Source organism: Niastella soli (assembly GCF_017742245.1).
Classification (GTDB): domain Bacteria; phylum Bacteroidota; class Bacteroidia; order Chitinophagales; family Chitinophagaceae; genus Niastella; species Niastella soli.
The window spans coordinates 480,571-500,037 of sequence record NZ_JAGHKO010000001.1 but is presented as its reverse complement, the minus strand read 5'-3'; the positions used below and the strand labels follow the sequence as shown (position 1 = coordinate 500,037).

At 44.9% G+C, this 19,467-nt stretch carries 13 protein-coding genes; 6 read left to right on the top strand and 7 right to left on the bottom strand.

All coding sequences use genetic code 11. The annotated features are described in order from the left end of the window. Positions 1–12: 12 nt before the first annotated feature. The 4 genes from J7I42_RS01840 to J7I42_RS01825 form a co-directional block, all read right to left on the bottom strand. Entirely contained in the window at positions 13–1,113 is a 1,101-nt protein-coding gene (locus tag J7I42_RS01840) for a type III polyketide synthase (RefSeq protein ID WP_209137065.1), read from the bottom strand. Then, complete coding sequence (locus J7I42_RS01835; protein ID WP_209137064.1) at positions 1,106–1,969, bottom strand: UbiA family prenyltransferase; 864 nt, start codon at positions 1,967–1,969, stop codon at positions 1,106–1,108. The genes J7I42_RS01840 and J7I42_RS01835 overlap by 8 nt, the downstream gene beginning before the upstream one ends. Before the next feature lie 64 nt (positions 1,970–2,033). Next, a complete protein-coding gene (locus tag J7I42_RS01830; protein ID WP_209137063.1) occupies positions 2,034–3,611 on the bottom strand; it encodes a flotillin family protein in 1,578 nt (525 codons plus the stop codon). 39 nt (positions 3,612–3,650) lie between these two features. After that, positions 3,651–4,259, bottom strand: coding sequence for a hypothetical protein (locus J7I42_RS01825; protein ID WP_209137062.1), 609 nt, complete (start codon positions 4,257–4,259; stop codon positions 3,651–3,653). A gap of 284 nt (positions 4,260–4,543) precedes the next feature. Here J7I42_RS01825 and J7I42_RS01820 point away from each other — a divergent pair, with 284 nt between their 5' ends. After that, positions 4,544–6,385 (top strand): outer membrane protein assembly factor BamB family protein, encoded by a 1,842-nt coding sequence (locus J7I42_RS01820; RefSeq protein WP_209137061.1) that lies wholly within the window; start codon positions 4,544–4,546, stop codon positions 6,383–6,385. Between the two features lie 55 nt (positions 6,386–6,440). Here J7I42_RS01820 and J7I42_RS01815 read toward each other — a convergent pair whose 3' ends face one another. Further along, positions 6,441–7,289 carry a hypothetical protein gene (locus J7I42_RS01815; protein WP_209137060.1) on the bottom strand — a complete coding sequence of 283 codons (849 nt, stop codon included), beginning with the start codon at positions 7,287–7,289 and terminating at the stop codon, positions 6,441–6,443. A 335-nt stretch (positions 7,290–7,624) separates the two neighbouring features. On the opposite strand from J7I42_RS01815, the gene J7I42_RS01810 reads away from it, so the two are divergent. Beyond that, a complete protein-coding gene (locus J7I42_RS01810; RefSeq protein ID WP_209137059.1) occupies positions 7,625–8,227 on the top strand; it encodes a hypothetical protein in 603 nt (200 codons plus the stop codon). 58 nt (positions 8,228–8,285) lie between these two features. Here J7I42_RS01810 and J7I42_RS01805 read toward each other — a convergent pair whose 3' ends face one another. Further along, entirely contained in the window at positions 8,286–9,941 is a 1,656-nt protein-coding gene (locus J7I42_RS01805) for a pyruvate dehydrogenase complex dihydrolipoamide acetyltransferase (protein ID WP_209137058.1), read from the bottom strand. 247 nt (positions 9,942–10,188) lie between these two features. After that, positions 10,189–12,072, bottom strand: a complete 1,884-nt coding sequence (locus J7I42_RS01800; protein WP_209137057.1) for a DNA polymerase III subunit gamma/tau — start codon at positions 12,070–12,072, stop codon at positions 10,189–10,191. A gap of 660 nt (positions 12,073–12,732) precedes the next feature. Here J7I42_RS01800 and J7I42_RS01795 point away from each other — a divergent pair. From J7I42_RS01795 to J7I42_RS01780, 4 genes are all read left to right on the top strand, one after another. After that, the gene (locus tag J7I42_RS01795) at positions 12,733–13,368 is read left to right on the top strand and encodes a TetR/AcrR family transcriptional regulator (RefSeq protein WP_209137056.1); all 636 of its coding nucleotides are present in this window, start codon (positions 12,733–12,735) and stop codon (positions 13,366–13,368) included. 70 nt (positions 13,369–13,438) lie between these two features. Beyond that, positions 13,439–14,800, top strand: coding sequence for a TolC family protein (locus tag J7I42_RS01790; RefSeq protein WP_209137055.1), 1,362 nt, complete (start codon positions 13,439–13,441; stop codon positions 14,798–14,800). A 188-nt stretch (positions 14,801–14,988) separates the two neighbouring features. After that, positions 14,989–16,044: an efflux RND transporter periplasmic adaptor subunit gene (locus J7I42_RS01785; protein ID WP_209137054.1), complete on the top strand. Its 1,056-nt coding sequence runs from the start codon at positions 14,989–14,991 to the stop codon at positions 16,042–16,044. A gap of 252 nt (positions 16,045–16,296) precedes the next feature. After that, positions 16,297–19,335, top strand: coding sequence for an efflux RND transporter permease subunit (locus J7I42_RS01780; protein WP_209137053.1), 3,039 nt, complete (start codon positions 16,297–16,299; stop codon positions 19,333–19,335). The last annotated feature ends 132 nt before the right edge of the window (positions 19,336–19,467 follow it).

Here is a 19,467-nt window from a genome sequence, read left to right as displayed (position 1 = left end):
CCGAATGAAATATTAGCAATTCGTTGATGCTACAAATGTTTCCATAGTGAGGCCAGGTCCAAAAGCTGCGCCAAAAAGGTGTTCCTTTCCGTGGTGGTTGTGCAGTAGGGTGGGCGCCATTTTTTTCAGTACAAAGAGTATAGAAGGGGACGACATATTCCCATATTGCTGCATTACATCATACGATGCCTGCAGTTCATCCTTTTGAAACGACAGTGTCTTATGAACGGTTTCCAGTATCTTTTTTCCGCCAGGGTGTATGCACCAGTGCGAAATATCCTGCCGGGTTAATCCGCTTTTGGCCAGGGCCCTGTTGGTTAGCTGGGTAAAATCTTCTTCCAGCAGGTCGGGGATATAACTACTCAACGTCATTAAAAAGCCGGTGGAAGATACTTCCCAGGCCATATCCTTTTTGCCCTTGGGGATCACTTCTGAATAAAACCCATCGAGGTGCAGCCCTTTAACGGGATGCTCATCGGCTGTAACAACGGCCGCAGCACTGCCGTCGGCAAATAACAGGCTCGATGCAATGTTGTCCATCGTTGGTTCCCGTTGAAAATGTAAGGTGCACAGCTCTGTACATACGATCAGCACTTTTGCCTGTTTGTCGGCCTGACAAATGGCATCGGCTGTTTTTAAGGCGTGAATGCCGGCATAACAACCCATAAAATTGATGGAAGAGCGAACGGTATGCCGCGGCAGATCGAGCAACTCCATTACCTGAAGGTCTAATCCAGGGGCGCTAAGACCCGTACAGCTAACGGTGATCAAATGGGTGATCTCCGATTTGGACAGTTTGCCATCAAGACAGTCGCGGATAGCATTCACTGATAACTGTGGTGCGTATTTCTGGAACCACACCATACGATGTTCAAGGGAGGGAAATGGTTCCAGATTTTCGGTATGCGGATAAAATTTCCATTCCTGGCAGGGGCGGCTATAATCGGGAATTACCGAATAACGGGTATCAATATGACTTTGATGATACAGAAAACGTAACCGGCGTTTGTCGGTTTCAGTAAAGGAATAAATAAGCTGCATGAACTGCAGTATGTCTTCCTGCTTATGCCGGAATGCGGGCACAGCGGTACCGATGGCAATTATTTTACTCAAATCCCCTCCAGATTAATAAGGTAAGGAAAGCCAGGTTGGTACAGATGGACGCCAGCATATTCATACGCATGGTATTGGTAAAATTTGCATGGCGGGTGTCTTTCCACACCAAACCTGCCCACCTGAAAAAATATACGAGAATGGGTAGCATCATAGTTGCTAAGACAAAAAACTTTTTTTGTTCATGGTGGGCGAAGAAAGACTGGGCCAGCACGCTCATGGCCATGGTGTACACAAGGGCAACAAAAATAAAAGTACCCCGGTAGCCCAGTAAGGCGCTGATGGTAATTACACCGTCTTTTTTGTCGGCTTCGTGCTGGTAGATCTGGGTGAGGGGATAGAAGCCGCCGATCAGTAAACTGGCTGCCACCATATCTGTTGGTGGCACTGTTAATGTTAAGTCGATGCTGCTTCCGTGATATACCATAAAATATGTTACGGCGCCCTGAAATAATATTACCGTCATATAGCCCGCCACCGGATGTTTTTTAAGCCTGATGCCCCGGTAGCTGTACGCTCTGGAGGCGGCTATGTAAGTTATTATGCAAATAGTAAACCAATAGCTTATAAAAAGACTTAATGTAACAGCCACCACATCCATAACAATACTAACATAAAATAGCTGGCGCGTTGGCTGTTGGGGATTCTTAATACCGCCAATAGGTGTTTCGTCGCGGTCCATGTACGAGTTGTACCCGTTGCTGGATGGATATACCAGGAAATGCAGAATGAAAAATATCAAAACCGCATGTGCGGTATGAATAACCGGTACCTGGCTAACGGCAAACAGGTATACCGGTAACAGGAAGAACGAAAAATGAAAACGTAATAATTGAATGGTAGAGGCTCGTAACATTAAAGAGTCCTCCCGATTAAATCGGGAGGACTCTTTAAAGATAGGTATTAATTACCTTGTTCAATTATTCCTTTACAATAAGATCATTTGAAGTGTTGTCGGCTGCTTTCTCTTCTTTTTTTGAATTGCCCAGGTAACCTGGGAGGTCCATGCCCGCCATATCAAAAATATCTTTTAACGGTGGTACTGCTTTGTACATACCGGATATAAAGTTGGCGGTGGAGCTTTTGTCAGATCCGTTTTGCCCGTTTTCCCAAACCGTTACTTTATCGATCTTGATGTTTTTGATAGCGTCTGTTTGCATCCTCACCAGTTCAGGCAGTTTATCGGAGATAAGCAACAGCACGGCGTCTTTCGGATTGTTACCTGCCGCTTTAACGATCCTGTCTAAACCTTCGGCCTGTTTGGTCAGGATCTCATACATACCTCTCGCTTCCGCTTCCAGTTTGGCGAAGATAGCGTCGGCTTCACCCTTTGCTTTTTCCCTGATCTTCTCCGCCTCGGCCTGTGCTTCAATAATGGCTTTTTGTTTTTGTATTTCGGCCGTTACCACAATGTTGGCGTTTTGCGAAGCACGTTCCCTGTCGGCGCGGGCAGCTTCTGCTTTTTGTTCGGCCAGGTAGGCTTCTTCCAACGCTTTAGCTGCCTGTACTTTTTCTGCAGCCATCGCCCGCTTCAGGGCTTCTGCTTCTCTTTCACGACGCGAAGCTTCTGAATCCGCTATCTGTATTTTGGCGAGGTTTTCCCCCTGTACGGCAACAGAGTTGGCTGCCGCCGATTTAATACGGGTATCTCTGTCGGCTTCTACTTTACCAATTTGTTCATCTCTTTTCGCGGCAGCGATCAGGATCTCTTTATCTTTTTCTGCAACGGCGATCAGGGAATCGCGGTCGCGTTGTGTTTCAGCGATCTGAACGTCGCGCTCTTTCTGGGTTTGCTTCATGCTTACATCACGCTCTCTGTCTGCAATGGCTTTACCAATTTCACCCATTCTATCCTGCTCGGCCACGCTTTTCTTTGCTTCGTTCAGGGCTTTTGCAGAAGCTTCTTTACCCAGCGCTTCCAGGTAACCGCTTTCATCCTTTATATCGGTTACGTTTACGTTGATCATCTTTAACCCGATCTTGTTCAACTCTGCTTCTACGTTAGAAGCAATGTTGGCAAGGAATTTATCGCGGTTGCTGTTGATCTCCTCAATATCCATCATGGCTACTACCAGGCGCATTTGCCCCAGGATGATGTCTTTGGCCAGGTCATGGATCTGTGGTTGTAATAATCCAAGTAAACGTTCTGCGGCGTTTTGCATAACACCTTGTTCGGTGGAAATACCTACAGTAAAACGGGAGGGAACATCAACACGGATGTTTTGTTTACTCAGGGCATTGGTTAAATTTACCTCAATGGAAATAGGTGTCAGGTCAAGGAATTTGAAATCCTGTATTACCGGCCAAATAAAGGCTGCACCACCGTGAATACATTTGGCGCTCAGGTTACCATCAGTACCGTCTTTTGAACGGCCTACCTTACCATATACCACCAGCACGCGGTCACTGGGGCATCGTTTGTACCTTCGGAACATGGACATGACCATGATGAACAGAAACAGCACCGCCCCTGCAACTACAATCAGAATGGGTTCCATAATGTCAATTGTTTTGAGAGTTGAAGTTGATTTTTGAAATTATATTTTAAACGACAGATTATTTTCTGCCAGTGTTACCAGTAATATGCGGTCGTTGATGATCTTCTGCACCCTGATGAGGGCGCCGGTAGCAATTTCAGTTTCATCATCGGTCATGGCGGGCAGTTCGCGCAACGAGCCCTGCACTTTTATATGCACTTTGCCAGTACCGCTGCGTTTGGCGGGAATAAACAAATAGGTGCTTCCGGTGAGGTTGATGGCATTCTCAATTTCCAGGGTGCCGCTGTGTCGCAGCCGGCTCATGTTACTTATTATAAGCACCATCAGTAAAACGATAGTGGTTCCACCAGCCAGCGCCAGGATAATAGTGGCTGTTTTACTCATGCCGCCTGCATGGGCGGCAATACCCACCCAGCCGAACATGGTAAAGAACGCGATCATGTTCTTGAGGGTAAAGAACTGGTGTGGCATACCCTCGTCATGTTCTGCAGAACCATCTGCATGGCCATCGGCATGATCGGTATCGCCTCCGGAAAGGGATAACATACTTTGTAACAGGTAGAACGAAGAAAAAGCAAGGGCAATGCCCCAAAGGATCTTTTCAAAGGAATCAAGGTGTTGCCACCAGGTAGTAATGCTGAGCAGCATAGGGGTTCAAGGGTTTATAATTGACAATAATACAAATAAAGGTTCATCATTTACAATACCATTGTAAAACCAGTGCTGGTTATTTTATTGTGTGTTTTCTGTTATACATTATTGGTAGGTGGGGGACTGCAAACATTACAAAACTGCATGACAATTTTATTAAGGTCCGCTATTTTTGAACGGCCGCTTTTGCGGAAACGGATTAAAACGCTTATCGGTTAATTTAATGTAACTGCCGTTTTCTGCTGGTATTTCCTTTTTAATATTACATTAATTTGGCAGCCATGAAAAGGCTATTCTTTACTTCAATGTTGTTGCTTGGAGCTATTTTTGGACAGGCACAGATCAAAGGATTTCGTTTTATACATATTAGTGATACCCACATTGGTTCACCCAATGGTGCGGCCGAAGAGGACCTGCGCCGTACGGTACAGGATATTAACCAGTTGAACGATGTGGCATTTGTGATAATCACCGGCGATATTACCGAACTGGGCACCGATGAACAGCTACAGAAAGCCAAACAGATCCTGGACAGCTTAAAAGTGAAGTATTACATTATTCCCGGCAACCACGATACCGGGTGGAGTGAAAGTGGCGGCGATCATTACACAAGCACGTTCGGTTACGATAAATTCCAGTTCGATTTCAATGGCATCCGGTTTATTGGTTGCGCTTCCGGTCCCTATGTGCGCATGAGTGATGGCCATGTTCCCCGTAATGCCATTGTTTGGTTGGATAGTGTGCTGGCGAAAACGCCCAAAAACCAACCCATCATATTTTGTAATCACTATCCCATTGATAATGCACTCGACAACTGGTACGAGGTTACCAACCGGTTAAAACAACGCAACACCCTGATGATCATTTGCGGCCATGGACATAACAACCATGCCCTGAATTTTGAAGGTATTCCTGGCGTAATGGGTCGTTCGAACCTGCGGGCCAAGGCCCCGCTGGGTGGTTATAACCTGGTTGATGTAACGCCTGATTCTATTGTATATACCGAACGCCGGCCAGGGGGCGAACCCTTGCAGCCCTGGACAAAAATAATGCTGCATAAGGTTGATACGGCTGGTAATTTTGAACGCCCTTCGTATGCCATTAACAAACAATACGCACAGGTAAAACCGAAATGGACCTTTGCTTCCGATGCGAATGTGATCTCAACACCGGCAGTTGCCAGCAACCTTGTATTATTTGGTAATCAAAACGGGGTAGTGACAGCCCTGGTGCAACAAACCGGTAAAAAGAAATGGAGTTATAAAACAAGCGGCGCTATATTTTCATCTCCTGCAGTGAGTTCCGGAAAAGTAGTGTTGGGTTCAGGGGATGGTTATGTATATTGTTTGAATGCATTGACCGGACAACTGATGTGGAAATATAGGACGGAAGCATCGGTACTGGGTTCACCGGTGATTGTGAAGGATACGGTGTTTATTGGCGGCAGCGATCATAATTTCATAGCGTTGAACCTAAAGAATGGTACTGCTTTCTGGAAGTTTAGCGGGTTACAGGGCCCTGTTGTCAGTACGCCGCTTATCTATGGCAATAATGTGATCTTTGGCGCCTGGGATAAACACCTATATGCAGTGAACAGAAGTAATGGACAACTGGCCTGGCAATGGGATCCCGGCTTTTCTGTAATTAATTTTTCGCCGGCGGCCTGCATACCAGTAGCGCACGACAGTGTTGTATATGTAGTTTGTCCTAATCGTACCTTGTATGCCATTGATGCGGTATCGGGTGCTACCTTATGGAAGAACAGTGAAACCCGGGTACGCGAATCTATAGGCATGTCGACAGATGGAAAATATGTGTATGGCAAAACTATGCAGGATACGGTGGCGGCTTATGCTACCAGTCGAACGGAGCAACACCCGGCCTGGGTAATGAATGCCGGTTTTGGTTATGAACATGTGCCTAGTATGTTGATTGAAAAAGACGGACAGGTTTTCTTTGGTACACGTAATGGTGTGGTGTATGCCATTGATCCCGCAACACAAAAAACTATTTGGGCGCATAAGATAGATAATTCGATGGTGAATACCGTTCGGGTGTTGAGTAAGAAACAAGTGATTGTTTCTACTATGGACGGAAAGGTAGCGTTGTTGGGAGTTGAGTAATGCTGAAAAGCCCACATAAAACATAAAAGCCTCACTGCGAAGTGGGGCTTTTAACTTATAGGTCATCCGCCAGCGTTTCCAGGGAAATACTAAATGCAAGCGCCAGTTTTTTTTCTCTATCTGGAAAGTCTTTTAATCTTACAAAGGATTGTTTGAGTATGATATAGGCTTTCTCTGCATCCCGGTTGTCGAAAAAAAGTTTAGTCCACTCCTCACTGATAATAAATGGCCGCAAGCCCAAACCATCACTATAGAACATAAGGGGGCATTGGACCTTCTCCGTGTTAAAGAAAAGTATTTTGTTATGGGAAATATTGGCAAAGTAAGCGGAGTAGTAAGATAATATTTGTTTCAGCCGTAACCGAAGGGCTGCTTCGCTTTCAGGCTGAAGTGGTTTCTGTCGCCATTTATTCAGTACGGGGAGGAAAAGATCGGGAACAGCATAATTGTACTTTAACCTTTTTAGGGTGTAGGTGATGTGCAGGTTTTCTTTTTTATTTTCAAAGATGTTCTCCAGGACAAGACTGTCGTTTCGGTATCCTGTAATCGAAAAGGGTATTGTTCTTGGGGAAGATGTACTATCCTGGTGCTGGATAAGCAATTGTTTGTTGTCCTTGAGCTGCCAGTTGCCGTTTGTGAGGGTTAGGCCGCCCTCATCCAGCAACAAAGTACCTGATGGTTGGAAGCTATAGATGGCCCCTTCTATTTTATTTTTCATTGGATTGACAACAGACTTCATCATGTTTTCGTATTCTTTCTTACTGCTGGTTGTACTAAGTTTAATGATCATCCAGTTGCCTGTGAGTGAGTCTTTGGTGATTGGTATGCCGGCTTCGCCGTTTTTATTTGATTGGCAGGCTGATAAGAACGCAAAGACGAAAACGAACAGGTATACGGGCTTCATGGAGGGTTTTGTTAGTATTGCAGATAAAAGTAGATAAAAAGACAGGAGTAGACAAACCACTTCCCCATTTACCATATGTACGTTCTATAAGCCCCCGGCAATCGACTATTGCCGATTGACCGGATCTACACAGCTATTAAAATAATTAGCCATTAAGCGATTATTCTTTTAAATTAGTACAATCAACCAGACTAACTATGCCAACGATGCGCCCTAATGTCTTGCCAGTTTTATCGACTTTTTGTCTTGTTTTGTTATTACAGCTTACCAGTTGCACAGTTAACAAACCAAAGAGGCATCAACTAAACCGTGATGTTGCAGACATTTCTTATTACGTGAACTTTGATTATGTAAATTTTAAACCACTTGATAAAATAGAGCTGCCTTATTATTTTCCTTATCTCAGAGTGTTTTCCGATAGCGCCGGTATTAAACGGGTTGAAGCATATTGGACAAAGAAAGGACCGGAAAAAGTTTATAACCGCATTCGGTTTAAGGGGTTTGAAGCGTATGAATCAAGCAGCAAATTTTTGGGTTCTACAACTGTTGATACCATAATAGTCGGTAAGGACAAGCTCTTTGAATTCAAATGTTCTTATTATGGAAAAGAAGTGAGTCAGCAATCGGCAATGATCTATAAAAAGAATGGGAGAGATAAGCTTGACGTGGATTATTTCGGTGTTTATAACTTATATAAGGATAGAACAGGGCAGATACCCGCAGACACAGTAGTGCATGTGCCGGTTGAAAAGACATTGTATAGCTTTGAAAAGGATAGCTATGAAATGGTCTGGCAGGATCAAAACATCCGCATTCATTGCAAAACAAGAACTTCCGGAGGATGTTATACAGGAATTTCGGAAAAGCTGGTTTATACCTATTTAGGTTGTTTTTACTGGTCGTTATCCCACGATCTGGGATTCGGAACCGTGCTATAAACAAAAGGCCCCAACGATATCGTCGGGGGCCTTTTGTTTATAGCTAGTTATAATATGCTTAAACCAACATTCTCAGCGGTTCTTCCAGTAACTGTTGCAGCGTTTGCAGGAAGGCGGCGCCGGTAGCTCCGTCAACCACGCGGTGGTCGCAGGTTAAGGTAACTTTCATGGTGTTACCAACAACAATTTGACCATTCTTCACTACAGGAACCTGGTTAATGGCGCCTACAGCGAGGATGCAAGAGTCTGGTGGGTTAATGATGGCAGTGAACTCTTCAATACCAAACATACCCAGGTTGCTGATGGTGAAGGTGCTGCCTTCCCAATCGGCTGGTTGCAGTTTTTTATCTTTTGCTTTCTTCGCGAAATCTTTTACTTCAGCTCCAATTTGTGATAATGATTTCAGATCGGCAAAACGTACAACAGGTACCAGTAAGCCTTCTTCGACAGCTACTGCTACACCGATGTTCACGTGATGGTTAACGCGGATCTTATCACCCATCCAGCTGCTGTTCACTTTGGGGTGTTGTTTCAGTGCAATGGCACAGGCTTTCAATACCATGTCATTGAACGAGATCTTAACAGGAGCTATTTCATTTATTTTGGCTCTGCTTTCTACGGCTTTGTCCATGTTTATTTCCATGGTGAGGTAGAACTCAGGTGCTGAGAATTTGCTTTCAGCAAGGCGTTTGGCAATTACCTTACGCATTTGCGAAACTGGTACATCTTCAAAGCTTACCTGACCAGCTACAGCAGGAGCAGTAGTTTTACCAGGTTGAGCAGTTGTTGCAGCAGCAGCCTGTCCACCACCTGCAGCAGGAGTATAATTATCGATATCTCTTTTTATGATACGGCCACCATCGCCAGAACCGGCTACTTTGGAAATATCAATGCCTTTGTCGGCGGCTAATTTTTTAGCAAGGGGAGAAGCGAGCACTCTGCCATTGCTGGCAGATGCAGCGGCCGGAGCAGCAGTTTCAGTAGTTGCGCTGGCGGTTGTGGTAGGTTGAGCGGCAGCTTGTGGCTGGCCTTGAGCAGCGGCTGCAGGGGCAACACCACCTTTGGCTGCGGCTACGATCTTCTCAACATCTACTTTCTTTTCATCGCCAATGATACACAGCAGGGCGTTAACAGGAACTTTATCGCCTTTTTGTGCACCTATGTATAATAATTTTCCTTCTTTATAACTTTCCAGCTCCATGGTAGCCTTATCGGTTTCCACATCAGCCAGCAGGTCACCTTTTTTCACATTGTCGCCTACTTTTTTATGCCAGGCGGCAATAACGCCTTCTGTCATAGTATCGCTTAAGCGAGGCATCAGGATCACTTCCTGCATGTTGGCCAGATCAAGTGTTGCACCGGCTGCGGCAGGTTGAGCGGCTGGTTGTTCGGCTTTGGCTGGTTCCCCGCCTTGCGGAGCGGCTGCTGCAGCGGCTTTTTGACCACCACCACCGATCAGGGAGCTGATGTCTTCACCGGGGTTACCAATAATGGCCAGCAGATCATTTACCTGTAGTTTTCCCCCTTTTTCAGTACCAATGTGAAGCAGGGTGCCATCTTTATAACTTTCCAGTTCCATGGTGGCCTTGTCGGTTTCCACCTCAGCCAGTAAGTCGCCTTTCTTTACTTTGTCGCCTACCTTTTTATGCCAGGCCGCTATCACGCCTTCTGTCATGGTATCGCTCAGGCGGGGCATTAAGATCACTTCAGCCATAAGTTCTTATTTGATATTCTGATTTTTTCGATTTGAGTGCTCGAAATTACAGCAAAATGCTCAATTGGAAAACTCTAAAGGTTGCCTGTTGCTCCCAGCTGAGCCGGGACCGGGTTACCGGTTGCCTGTATTTGTGCGCCGTATCCTGGCTTCAGTAGGTTGAAATGGCAGAAGGCCATTTTTTCCCAATATGCTGAATCCATTACCACAGCTGGCTTCCAGGTTACCGGGACCCGAAAACCGGGAACTAGTCAAACCCTAATTTCAGCTTACTCCGCAATTCATTTACCAGCGGGTATTGTTCTATAATTTTAATATACTGTTCTTTTGTCGAAAGCGGTTTCTCCGTGGGTTCAAAGGCTACCGGATTGTCGGTAACGACAATAGTGAACAACAACGTACGGTTGTTGAAGCATTGTTGCACGTACTCCGACAACTCGCGTCGCTCGCCCTCTATGAATTTCTGCTCCAGATTGTTGTTGGATACGATCTCGAATGAATTCTCACTCGTGATGACCAACTGCGCCATATCAAATGACTGGGCAGCAGGGTTCTTGTTATCTTTTAATTTTTGGGAGAAATTGGCCCAATGTTGTTTCAATTGATCAAGGGTAAGGGGAATGACCGGGATATTGGAACCTGTCTGTTTGCCGGCAAATTTTTGCCTGATCGATTCCAGTGTCCCCAATTTGGGCATTGCTTTACCCGTATTACCCTGTTGCCTGGTAGGCTGGTTGGGTTGAGGCATGTCTGAGTGACCGGAATGCATGGAATTGAGATAATTCAACTCTTCCTCATCCGGACTAAGATACCCAACCGAAGGTTCTTCTATAATTAGTCTTGCTTCGTCTGTAGGCCGATTAACTGTAGAATCTACCTTTTTTGAGGGAATCTCGGTTTTCGGCGCCTCGCCCGCCGAAGCCTTGGCGGAGGCGGGCTTTTGTTCTACTATTCCCAGCTTACGAAAAGCTACCGACTGGGCTCCTTCAACTACTTTTTTTTTAGAAATGCCATCTCCGTCGGCAGCCAGTTCAAGCGCCTGTTGTAGGTAGGTGAGTTTTATAATGGCCAGTTCGGTATGAAGTCGTTTATTACGCGCACCTTTAAAATTGATCTCGGATTCGTTCAGGATGTTCAGGGCGCTTATTAAATAGGCAATCGGAGTTTTTTGTCCGGTGGCAATGTATTTATCCTTAAAGCTTTCTACCACCTGCAGCAGACCTGCTACTTTTTCATCCTTGCATACCAGCAGGTTGCGAAGAAATTCCGAAAACCCATTCAGTACCATATCGCCTTCAAAACCCTTGCGGTCTATGTCATCATATAATAACATGGCGCCGGCCAGGTCCTGGTTCTGCATACAGTCTATTAGTTTAAAATAGTAGTCTGCATCCAGAATGTTCAGGTGTTCCAGGGTATTTTGATAGGTAACGGTACCGCTGGTAAAACTTACAATTTTATCAAGGATACTAAGGGCATCGCGCATACAGCCTTCGCTTTTGCGGGCAATGATCTGTAAGGCTGGCTTCTCGGCATCTATACTTTCTTTTTTACAAATGCCCTCCAGGTGTTCTACCGTATCGTTGTTGGTGATGCGTTTGAAATCGAAGATCTGGCATCGGCTGAGGATGGTAGGTAGAATTTTATGCTTTTCGGTAGTGGCCAAAATGAAGATGGCGTAGGAAGGTGGTTCTTCCAGCGTTTTCAGAAAGGCGTTAAAAGCCGACGAGCTCAGCATGTGAACCTCGTCAATTACGTATACTTTATGTTTACCGGGCTCGGGAGCAAATCTTACTTTTTCAACCAGCGACCGAATGTCTTCCACCGAGTTGTTACTCGCAGCATCCAGTTCAAATACATTCAGCGAAGTGCCTTCATTAAAGGAATTACACGATGGACACTCATTGCAGGCTTCCCCTTCGGCAGAAGGCTTATCACAATTGATGGTTTTAGCCAGAATACGGGCACAGGTGGTTTTACCAACCCCACGCGGACCGCAAAACAAAAATGCATGCGCCAGGTGATGGTTCTTGATCGCATTTTGCAGGGTGGTGGTAATATGGGCTTGTCCTACAACCGTGTCAAAGGTTTGCGGACGATATTTCCGGGCTGAAACAATGAATTTATCCATGATATGTCGCAAATGTAAGGAAAAGGAGAATGCTCAAATATGCAAATTTGTAAATGAGATAAATAATTGAATATCTGTTTATTATGTGCAGGAATAAGGGTCGTCAAAACTTAACGGAAAGTTCGTTTTGTTCAACGGTCTCTGAAATACATTTCCAGCTTGTGAGCGGTAACCATGCGATCAGTTTTATCAGGTCCAGGCGGCCCCATCTTCGTGCTTTTACATCATGTCTCCTACTATTCATATTAACCCTTCATCCTTGTCTTCCCCAAGTGCGATCCTAGCCGGATTTACTTAGGTATTATGCTATATATACTATATTTCTGCATGTATCTCGTAACCGATCCGTGGTTATTCTCTACATGTCCCGTACCTATAAAGGAACGGGATATAAACGGGACATATACGGGATATGTACGGAATATGTACGGAATATCTGTGAATCTCATATAAGGTAGTAGTGAATCTCATATAGATTAGAACAGAAGGTGGCTAAAAGTCTACCTGTATAATAAGTGAGATTCATGTAAATGGGCAAAGTATATAGAGGTGGCCAAAACGTACCCCAAAGGGGCGATCTGGAGATATTTTAGAAAAAGTAGGGTGATTGTTTGGAAACTTAACAGTGTTAAGTATATTTGTGTCGTTAATTAATCTATTATGGGCATATCGGAGAGAAAGGAGAAACAAAAGCAGGAGATCAGGAAAATGATCCTCGACGCATCCCTGAAATTATTCATGGAGCAGGGGTTCGAGAATGTGTCTATCCGTAAAATTGCCGATCTTATAGAATACAGTCCCACAACGGTTTACCTATACTTTAAAGACAAGAACGAGATCCTGTTCAACCTGCATGAACTGGGTTTTCAAAAAATGGCTGAATATAATACCGACCTGTGGACAATAAAGAACCCGCTCGTTCGTCTGACCAAAATGGGGGAATATTACCTGCAGTTTGGATTGGAAAATCCTGCCTTTTATGAACTGATGTTCATTTTAAAAGCACCCATGGAAGCATTAGAGGCGCTTGATGCCAATTGTGAATGGAAAAGTGGCGACCAGGCCCTGGGCAAGCTGAAAAATACCCTTCAGGAATGCATGGATAAGAACCTGATTGAAAAAGGGGATGTGGATGCAATGGCAATGGCAATCTGGAGTATGGTGCATGGCATGGTGGCCCTGGCTATTCGTGACAGGTTCGATAAACTGGTCCCGCGCGATCAAATGGTTCCGATGATGAATAAAAGTTTGACCTGGCTATTGAATGCATTGGATGTGTCTGGAAAGAAAACCTAACGGTTTTTTTTTACTACTAAGCTTAACACTGTTAATAATATTTACATTATAAAATAAAACAGATTGACTTATGAAACGAAGTCTATCAATCCCGATCATTTTCGGGGTTGCGGGGATGCTTTTTGCCCAACAAGCTGCTGCGCAGACCGCCATTCTGGATGCTTACATTAAAAAAGGGTTGGAGAGTAACCTGGCCCTGCATCAAAAAACCTTTGACCTGCAAAAAGCTGAAGTAGATCTGAAAAGGGCTAAAACCCTGTTTTACCCACAGGCCAGTTTGAATTCGCAATACACCCTGGCCTCGGGTGGCCGTACTCAGGATATTCCCATTGGCGACCTGCTGAACAATGTATATTCCACCCTGAACCAGATAACCGGTCAAAGTAAGTTTCCGCAGGTTGATAACCAGAAGATCGCGTTCCTGCCAAATGATTTTCACGATACCCGCCTCGAAGTATCCATGCCACTGGTGAATACCGATATCTATTATAACAAAGCTATTAAACAGGAGTTGATCCATACCCAGCAGGCAGAGATAGAGATCTACAAACGCGAGTTGGTGAAAAACATAAAAGAGGCCTATTACCAATATGTACAGGCCGGCAAAGCGGTTGACATATATAATAATGCCCTGAAACTGGCTGGTGAAAATTTGCGTGTAAGCGAAAAGTTTATGCAGAACAATGTGGGCACCAAAGAATCAGTAATGCGCGCAAAGGCCCAGGTGAGCCAGGTAAAAGCCTCGCTGATCATCGCTACCAATCAACAGTTGAATGCCGCTGCATACTTTAATTGTTTGTTGAATGAAAACCTGGAGGCGCCTGTTACGGCCGATACAACTTTGTTTGAAAAAATTGAGCAGCCCATGACTGCTGCCCTGGAAGTGCCTCGCAACCGTGAAGAGCTGACCAAATTAGAAAGCGTTCAAAAAGCAGTAGGCTCCAGCATAAAAATGAACCGCAATTACCTGGTACCAAAACTCAATGCCTTCTATAATATCGGTTATCAGGGTTTCGGATTCAAATTTAATGGCGACCAGTTTTACCAGTTAGGTGGTCTGCAAATGAAGTGGGACCTGTTTAAAGCCAATGATAATAAATACAAGATCCAGCAATCGCAGTTAGACCTGGATGCGCTCAGGAACCAGTATAAGGATGTGGAACAACAACTGGCATTACAGGTGCGCACCTCATTAAACAACTATCGTTCTGCCCAACAAACACTGGAAGCATTGAACGATGAAGTGCAAAGCGCTGTGGAAACCTACCGTTTTGCGGAACGAAGGTTTCGCGAAGGGCAGGCCCTGCAAATAGAACTGATAGATGCCCGCACTCAATTAACCAGTGCCCAACTAAATTATTCACTGGCCCAGCTGGCTGTGTTAACCCGGGCAGCTGAGTTGGAACGCGCTACGGCTTCGTATAAATTCTAGAAAGGCAATAGGCAATAGGCAATAGGCAATAGGCAATAGGCAATAGGCAATAGGCAATAGGCAATGAATTTGCGGCGGTGCAAGGTCGGTTATAAGTTTCAAGTTTCGCGAGTTATCCATCATTGCCCATTCACCATTGCCCTCCAACATATTAAACAGATGTTACAATAACAAACAAAATATATACAATGAAACGCATACACCTCCCTATAACCATATTAATGATCACTTCCACTGCGGTGATATTAACAAGTTGCAATGGCAAAACAAAAGCTGCTGAAGTGGTTGACGAAGCCATTGCCGTAAAGGTGCAGCCGGTTACTACCACACAATATGCTCCGGTGTTAAAATACTCCGGCAACATGGCCTCCACGACTGAAGCCCGGCTCTCTTTCAAAATTGGTGGTATTATTTCAAAGATCTATGTAAAGGAAGGCGATCATGTGGTAAAAGGACAACTACTGGCAACACTCGATCTTACTGAGATAAATGCCCAGGTGCAACAGGCGGCACAGGGCGTTGAAAAAGTACAACGCGATGTAAACAGGGTAAAGAACTTATATAACGATACCGTAGCTACGCTGGAGCAGGTTCAAAATGCCAATACACAATTACAGGTTGCAGAAGAAAGTTTGCGCATTGCCCGCTTTAACCAACAATATGCCCAAATACGTGCCACTGAAAACGGTACCATTCTCAAAAAATTAATGAACGAAGGCGAACTGGCCAGTGCAGGTTCACCGGTATTTCAATTCAATGGAACAGCTGGTAACGATTGGGTGATCCGTTTTGGTGTATCGGATAAAGACTGGGCCGTGTTAAAGAAAGGGGAGAAGGCTACTGTAGAGATAGATGCTTATCCCAACAAAACATTTACTGGTATCATCACCGAGATTGCCCAGGGCGCCGATGTGGCCAGTGGTACCTATGAAATTGAAGTAAAGGTATTACCAGGTAATTCCCGTTTTGCAGCAGGCTTATTCTCCACCGTACGATTACAACCAACAGGTGAGCAAACCGTGACCATGGTGCCAGTAGAAGCATTGACCGAAGCTACTGATAAAACAGGTTATGTATACACCGTGAATGCCGATGGTAAAACAATTGTCAAAAACAAAGTGACCATTGCTTTTCTGGAAAACAACAAGGCAGCCATTGTTAGTGGCCTCGATAACGCACATGAAGTAATAACGGAAGGCGTAGGTTACCTGACAGAAAGATCATTCGTGAAAGTGATTAGATAAAGGCAGATCCCGACAAGTAGGGACAGGCTGGCAAACGGCAGACAGCAAATGGCAAAAGCCTAAAGCCTAAAGACGAGAGAGATTCCAAGATTTTTCATTTTCAATTTTTAAAATTTATGAAAGAGAACTCTACAATAAGTGATGAATTGATGACCGTACTTACCCAATGGTACGAACAAACAATTAGAAAATATAAACTCATCTTTTCGATTCCCGCGTATTAAAAACGTTACAAATTCAAATCAGGCTGTTATGAAAATAACTGACTTCTCAGTAAAAAATTATCAGTTCACACTCATTGTGTTTGTGATGCTGATTGCCATAGGGGTTAATTCACTGCTGAATATGCCCAGGGGCGAAGATCCCGACTTTCAGGCGCCCACCTTCAGTTTGGTAGTAGTATATCCCGGTACCAGTCCGAAAGATATGGAAGAGCTGGTGGTAGATCCCGTTGAAAAAAAGATGAACGAGCTGGACGATATCAAACGGGTTATCAGCCGCATTGATGATGGGTTGGCGGTTATTCAGGTGGAATTTAAATATGAAAGCGATCCCGATAAAAAATACCAGGACGTAGTAAGAGAAGTGGATGCGTTGAAAACCCAACTGCCCCAGGATATTGCCGATATCAATATACTGAAGTTCAGTCCGGCCGATGTGAACATTCTGCAAATAGCGCTGATGAGTGAAACTGCGCCGTATAAAGACCTGGAAGAATGGAGCAAGACATTAAAAGAACGCCTTGAGAAAATAAAGACATTAAAGAACGTCGATAATTGGGCCTTCCCCCAACAGCAGGTCCGGGTATCGCTGCAATTGGAAAAATTGGCGCAGTATGGTATTCCGCTGAATAAAGTGCTGGGCGCTATTCAAAGTGAAAATGTAAACATCCCTGGTGGCAGTATTGAAATGGGGGCCAAGAAATTCAATATAAAGACCAGTGGTGATTATAAAAGTATAGAAGAAATAAAGAACACCATTGTCAGCAATGTTAATGGTAAGCTGGTGTATATAAAAGATATAGCCGATGTTAATTTTAATTATGAAGAACAAACTTATATAGGCCGCCTCAATGGCAAACGCGGCGTATTTGTAACCGCCAGCCGTAAAATGGGCACCAACATCTTTGCTGTAGAGAAGGAAATTAAACCTGTGCTGGAGAAATTTCAGAAAGAGCTGCCAAAGAGCATTACCTACGAACAAAGCTTTGATAATGCACATAGTGTTCGCACCCGGTTAGGCGGGTTTACCCGCGACTTTGCCATTGCCATCTTCCTGGTGTTGTTAACCTTGTTGCCCCTGGGCGTACGGGCTTCTCTAGTGGTAATGATCTCCATTCCCTTATCGCTGGCAATTGGGTTGTTTTTGCTCGATATGTTTGGTATAACCATTAACCAGTTGAGCATTGTAGGCATGGTGGTAGCGTTGGGGTTGCTGGTTGATGACAGTATTGTGGTGGTAGAAAACATTGAACGCTACCTGCGGATGGGTTATAGCAGACGCGAAGCAGCCATGACGGCTACCAAACAAATAGGCCTGGCTGTAATTGGTTGTACCATTACCCTCATATTTGCCTTCCTTCCATTGATGTTCTTACCAGAAGGGGCAGGGGATTTTATCCGGAGCTTACCGGCTGCTGTGGTAACCACCGTACTGGCTTCGTTGTTTGTTTCGCTAACAATAGTGCCGTTTCTCTCAAGCCGGATATTAAGCAGCCATGAAAACCCGGAGGGAAATCCGTTCTTACGGGGGTTAAAGAAATTCATTGGCGGGTCTTATCGCCGGTTATTGCACAGCGCTATTGAACGCCCTGTTACTACCTTGCTGGTAGCACTGGCTATTTTTGCAGGCTCGCTGGCATTGGTACCGGTAGTAGGTTTTAGTGTGTTCCCCGCTTCAGAAAAGCCAATGTTCCTCATAAATATTGAAACGCCATTGGGCACCAGTTTGCAGGCAACTGACCAGGTAGCGAAGTATGTTGAAAAGGAGATCAACAGCATTCCTGACCTGAAGAATTACGCTACCAATGTTGGCCGGGGTAATCCACGCATTTATTATAATGTTATTCCGCAAAACGAAGTAAGCAACTACGCACAGTTATTTGTGCAGTTGAAAGAAACGCCACCTGCTGAAAAAAGAAAACTGATAGATCAACTGCGATCAAGGTTCAGGCATTACCCCAATGCAAAAATTGAGGTGAAGGATTTTGAACAGGGGCCACCGGTAGAAGCGCCCATTGCCATCCGCCTGTTTAGCGAAGACCTGGATACCCTCCGTAGCCTGGCCTTTAAAGTGGAAGCCTTACTAAAGAAAACGCCCGGTACCATTTACGTAAACAATGAATTGACGACCCTGAAAACCGACCTGCAGGTAAAAGTGAATAAAGAAAAAGCCGGTTTGTTGGGGGTACCTGTTAATGATATTGACCGCACCATTCGCATGGCTGTGGCCGGATTGAACATTGGCACTTTCAGAAAAGAAAATGGCGATGAATACAACATTACGGTTACTCTGCCGCGTGGCGACCGGCAAACCTTCGATGCATTTAGTAAAGTGTATGTTACCAGTGTGAAAGGGGCTTCCATTCCGCTGAGCCAACTGGCCGATATCCGTTTTGAAACCTCGCCCGTTACCATTAAGCACTATGACAAAGACCGGTACACGGTAACCACTGCCTTTGTACAAAGTGGTTATAATACCGGTAAATTGACCGAAGGCATCCTAAAGCAGTTGGATACCATGCATTTTCCACCCAATTCGCATTATGTTGCTGCTGGTGAAGTAGAAGCCAGTCAGGAAAGTTTTGGTGGCCTGGGTACTATTGTCCTGATCACGATCTTTGGGATCCTGGGGACCCTGATCCTGGAATTTAAAACTTTTCGTGGCACCCTGATCGTGCTTTCTGTAATACCCCTGGGCATTATTGGTGCCGTATTGATGCTATTAGCCACTGGTAATACCTTTTCGTTTGTTGCTGTAATTGGGTTAATAGCCCTGATCGGAATTGAAGTGAAAAACTCTATTTTGCTGGTTGATTATACCGATCAGTTGCGTAAACAGGGAATGAGTCTTGACAAAGCCATACAGGAAGCCGGTGAAACGAGGTTTGTGCCTATTATCCTTACCACCTTAACTGCCATTGGAGGCTTGCTGCCGCTGGTGATGGAAAATAATCCGTTGTATTCGCCATTGGCATTGGTTATTATTGGTGGGTTAATTAGTTCGACTTTATTGACAAGGATAGTGACGCCGGTGTTATATAAGTTGTTAGCTCCTAAAATAGATGGATAGCGTTCGGGAATGGCAGACGGCAGACGGCAAACGGCAGACGGCAAACGGCAGACGGCAAACGGCAGACGGCAAACGGCAAACGGCAGACGGCAAACGGCAGACGGCAAACGGCAATTCCCGACAAGTTGGGAC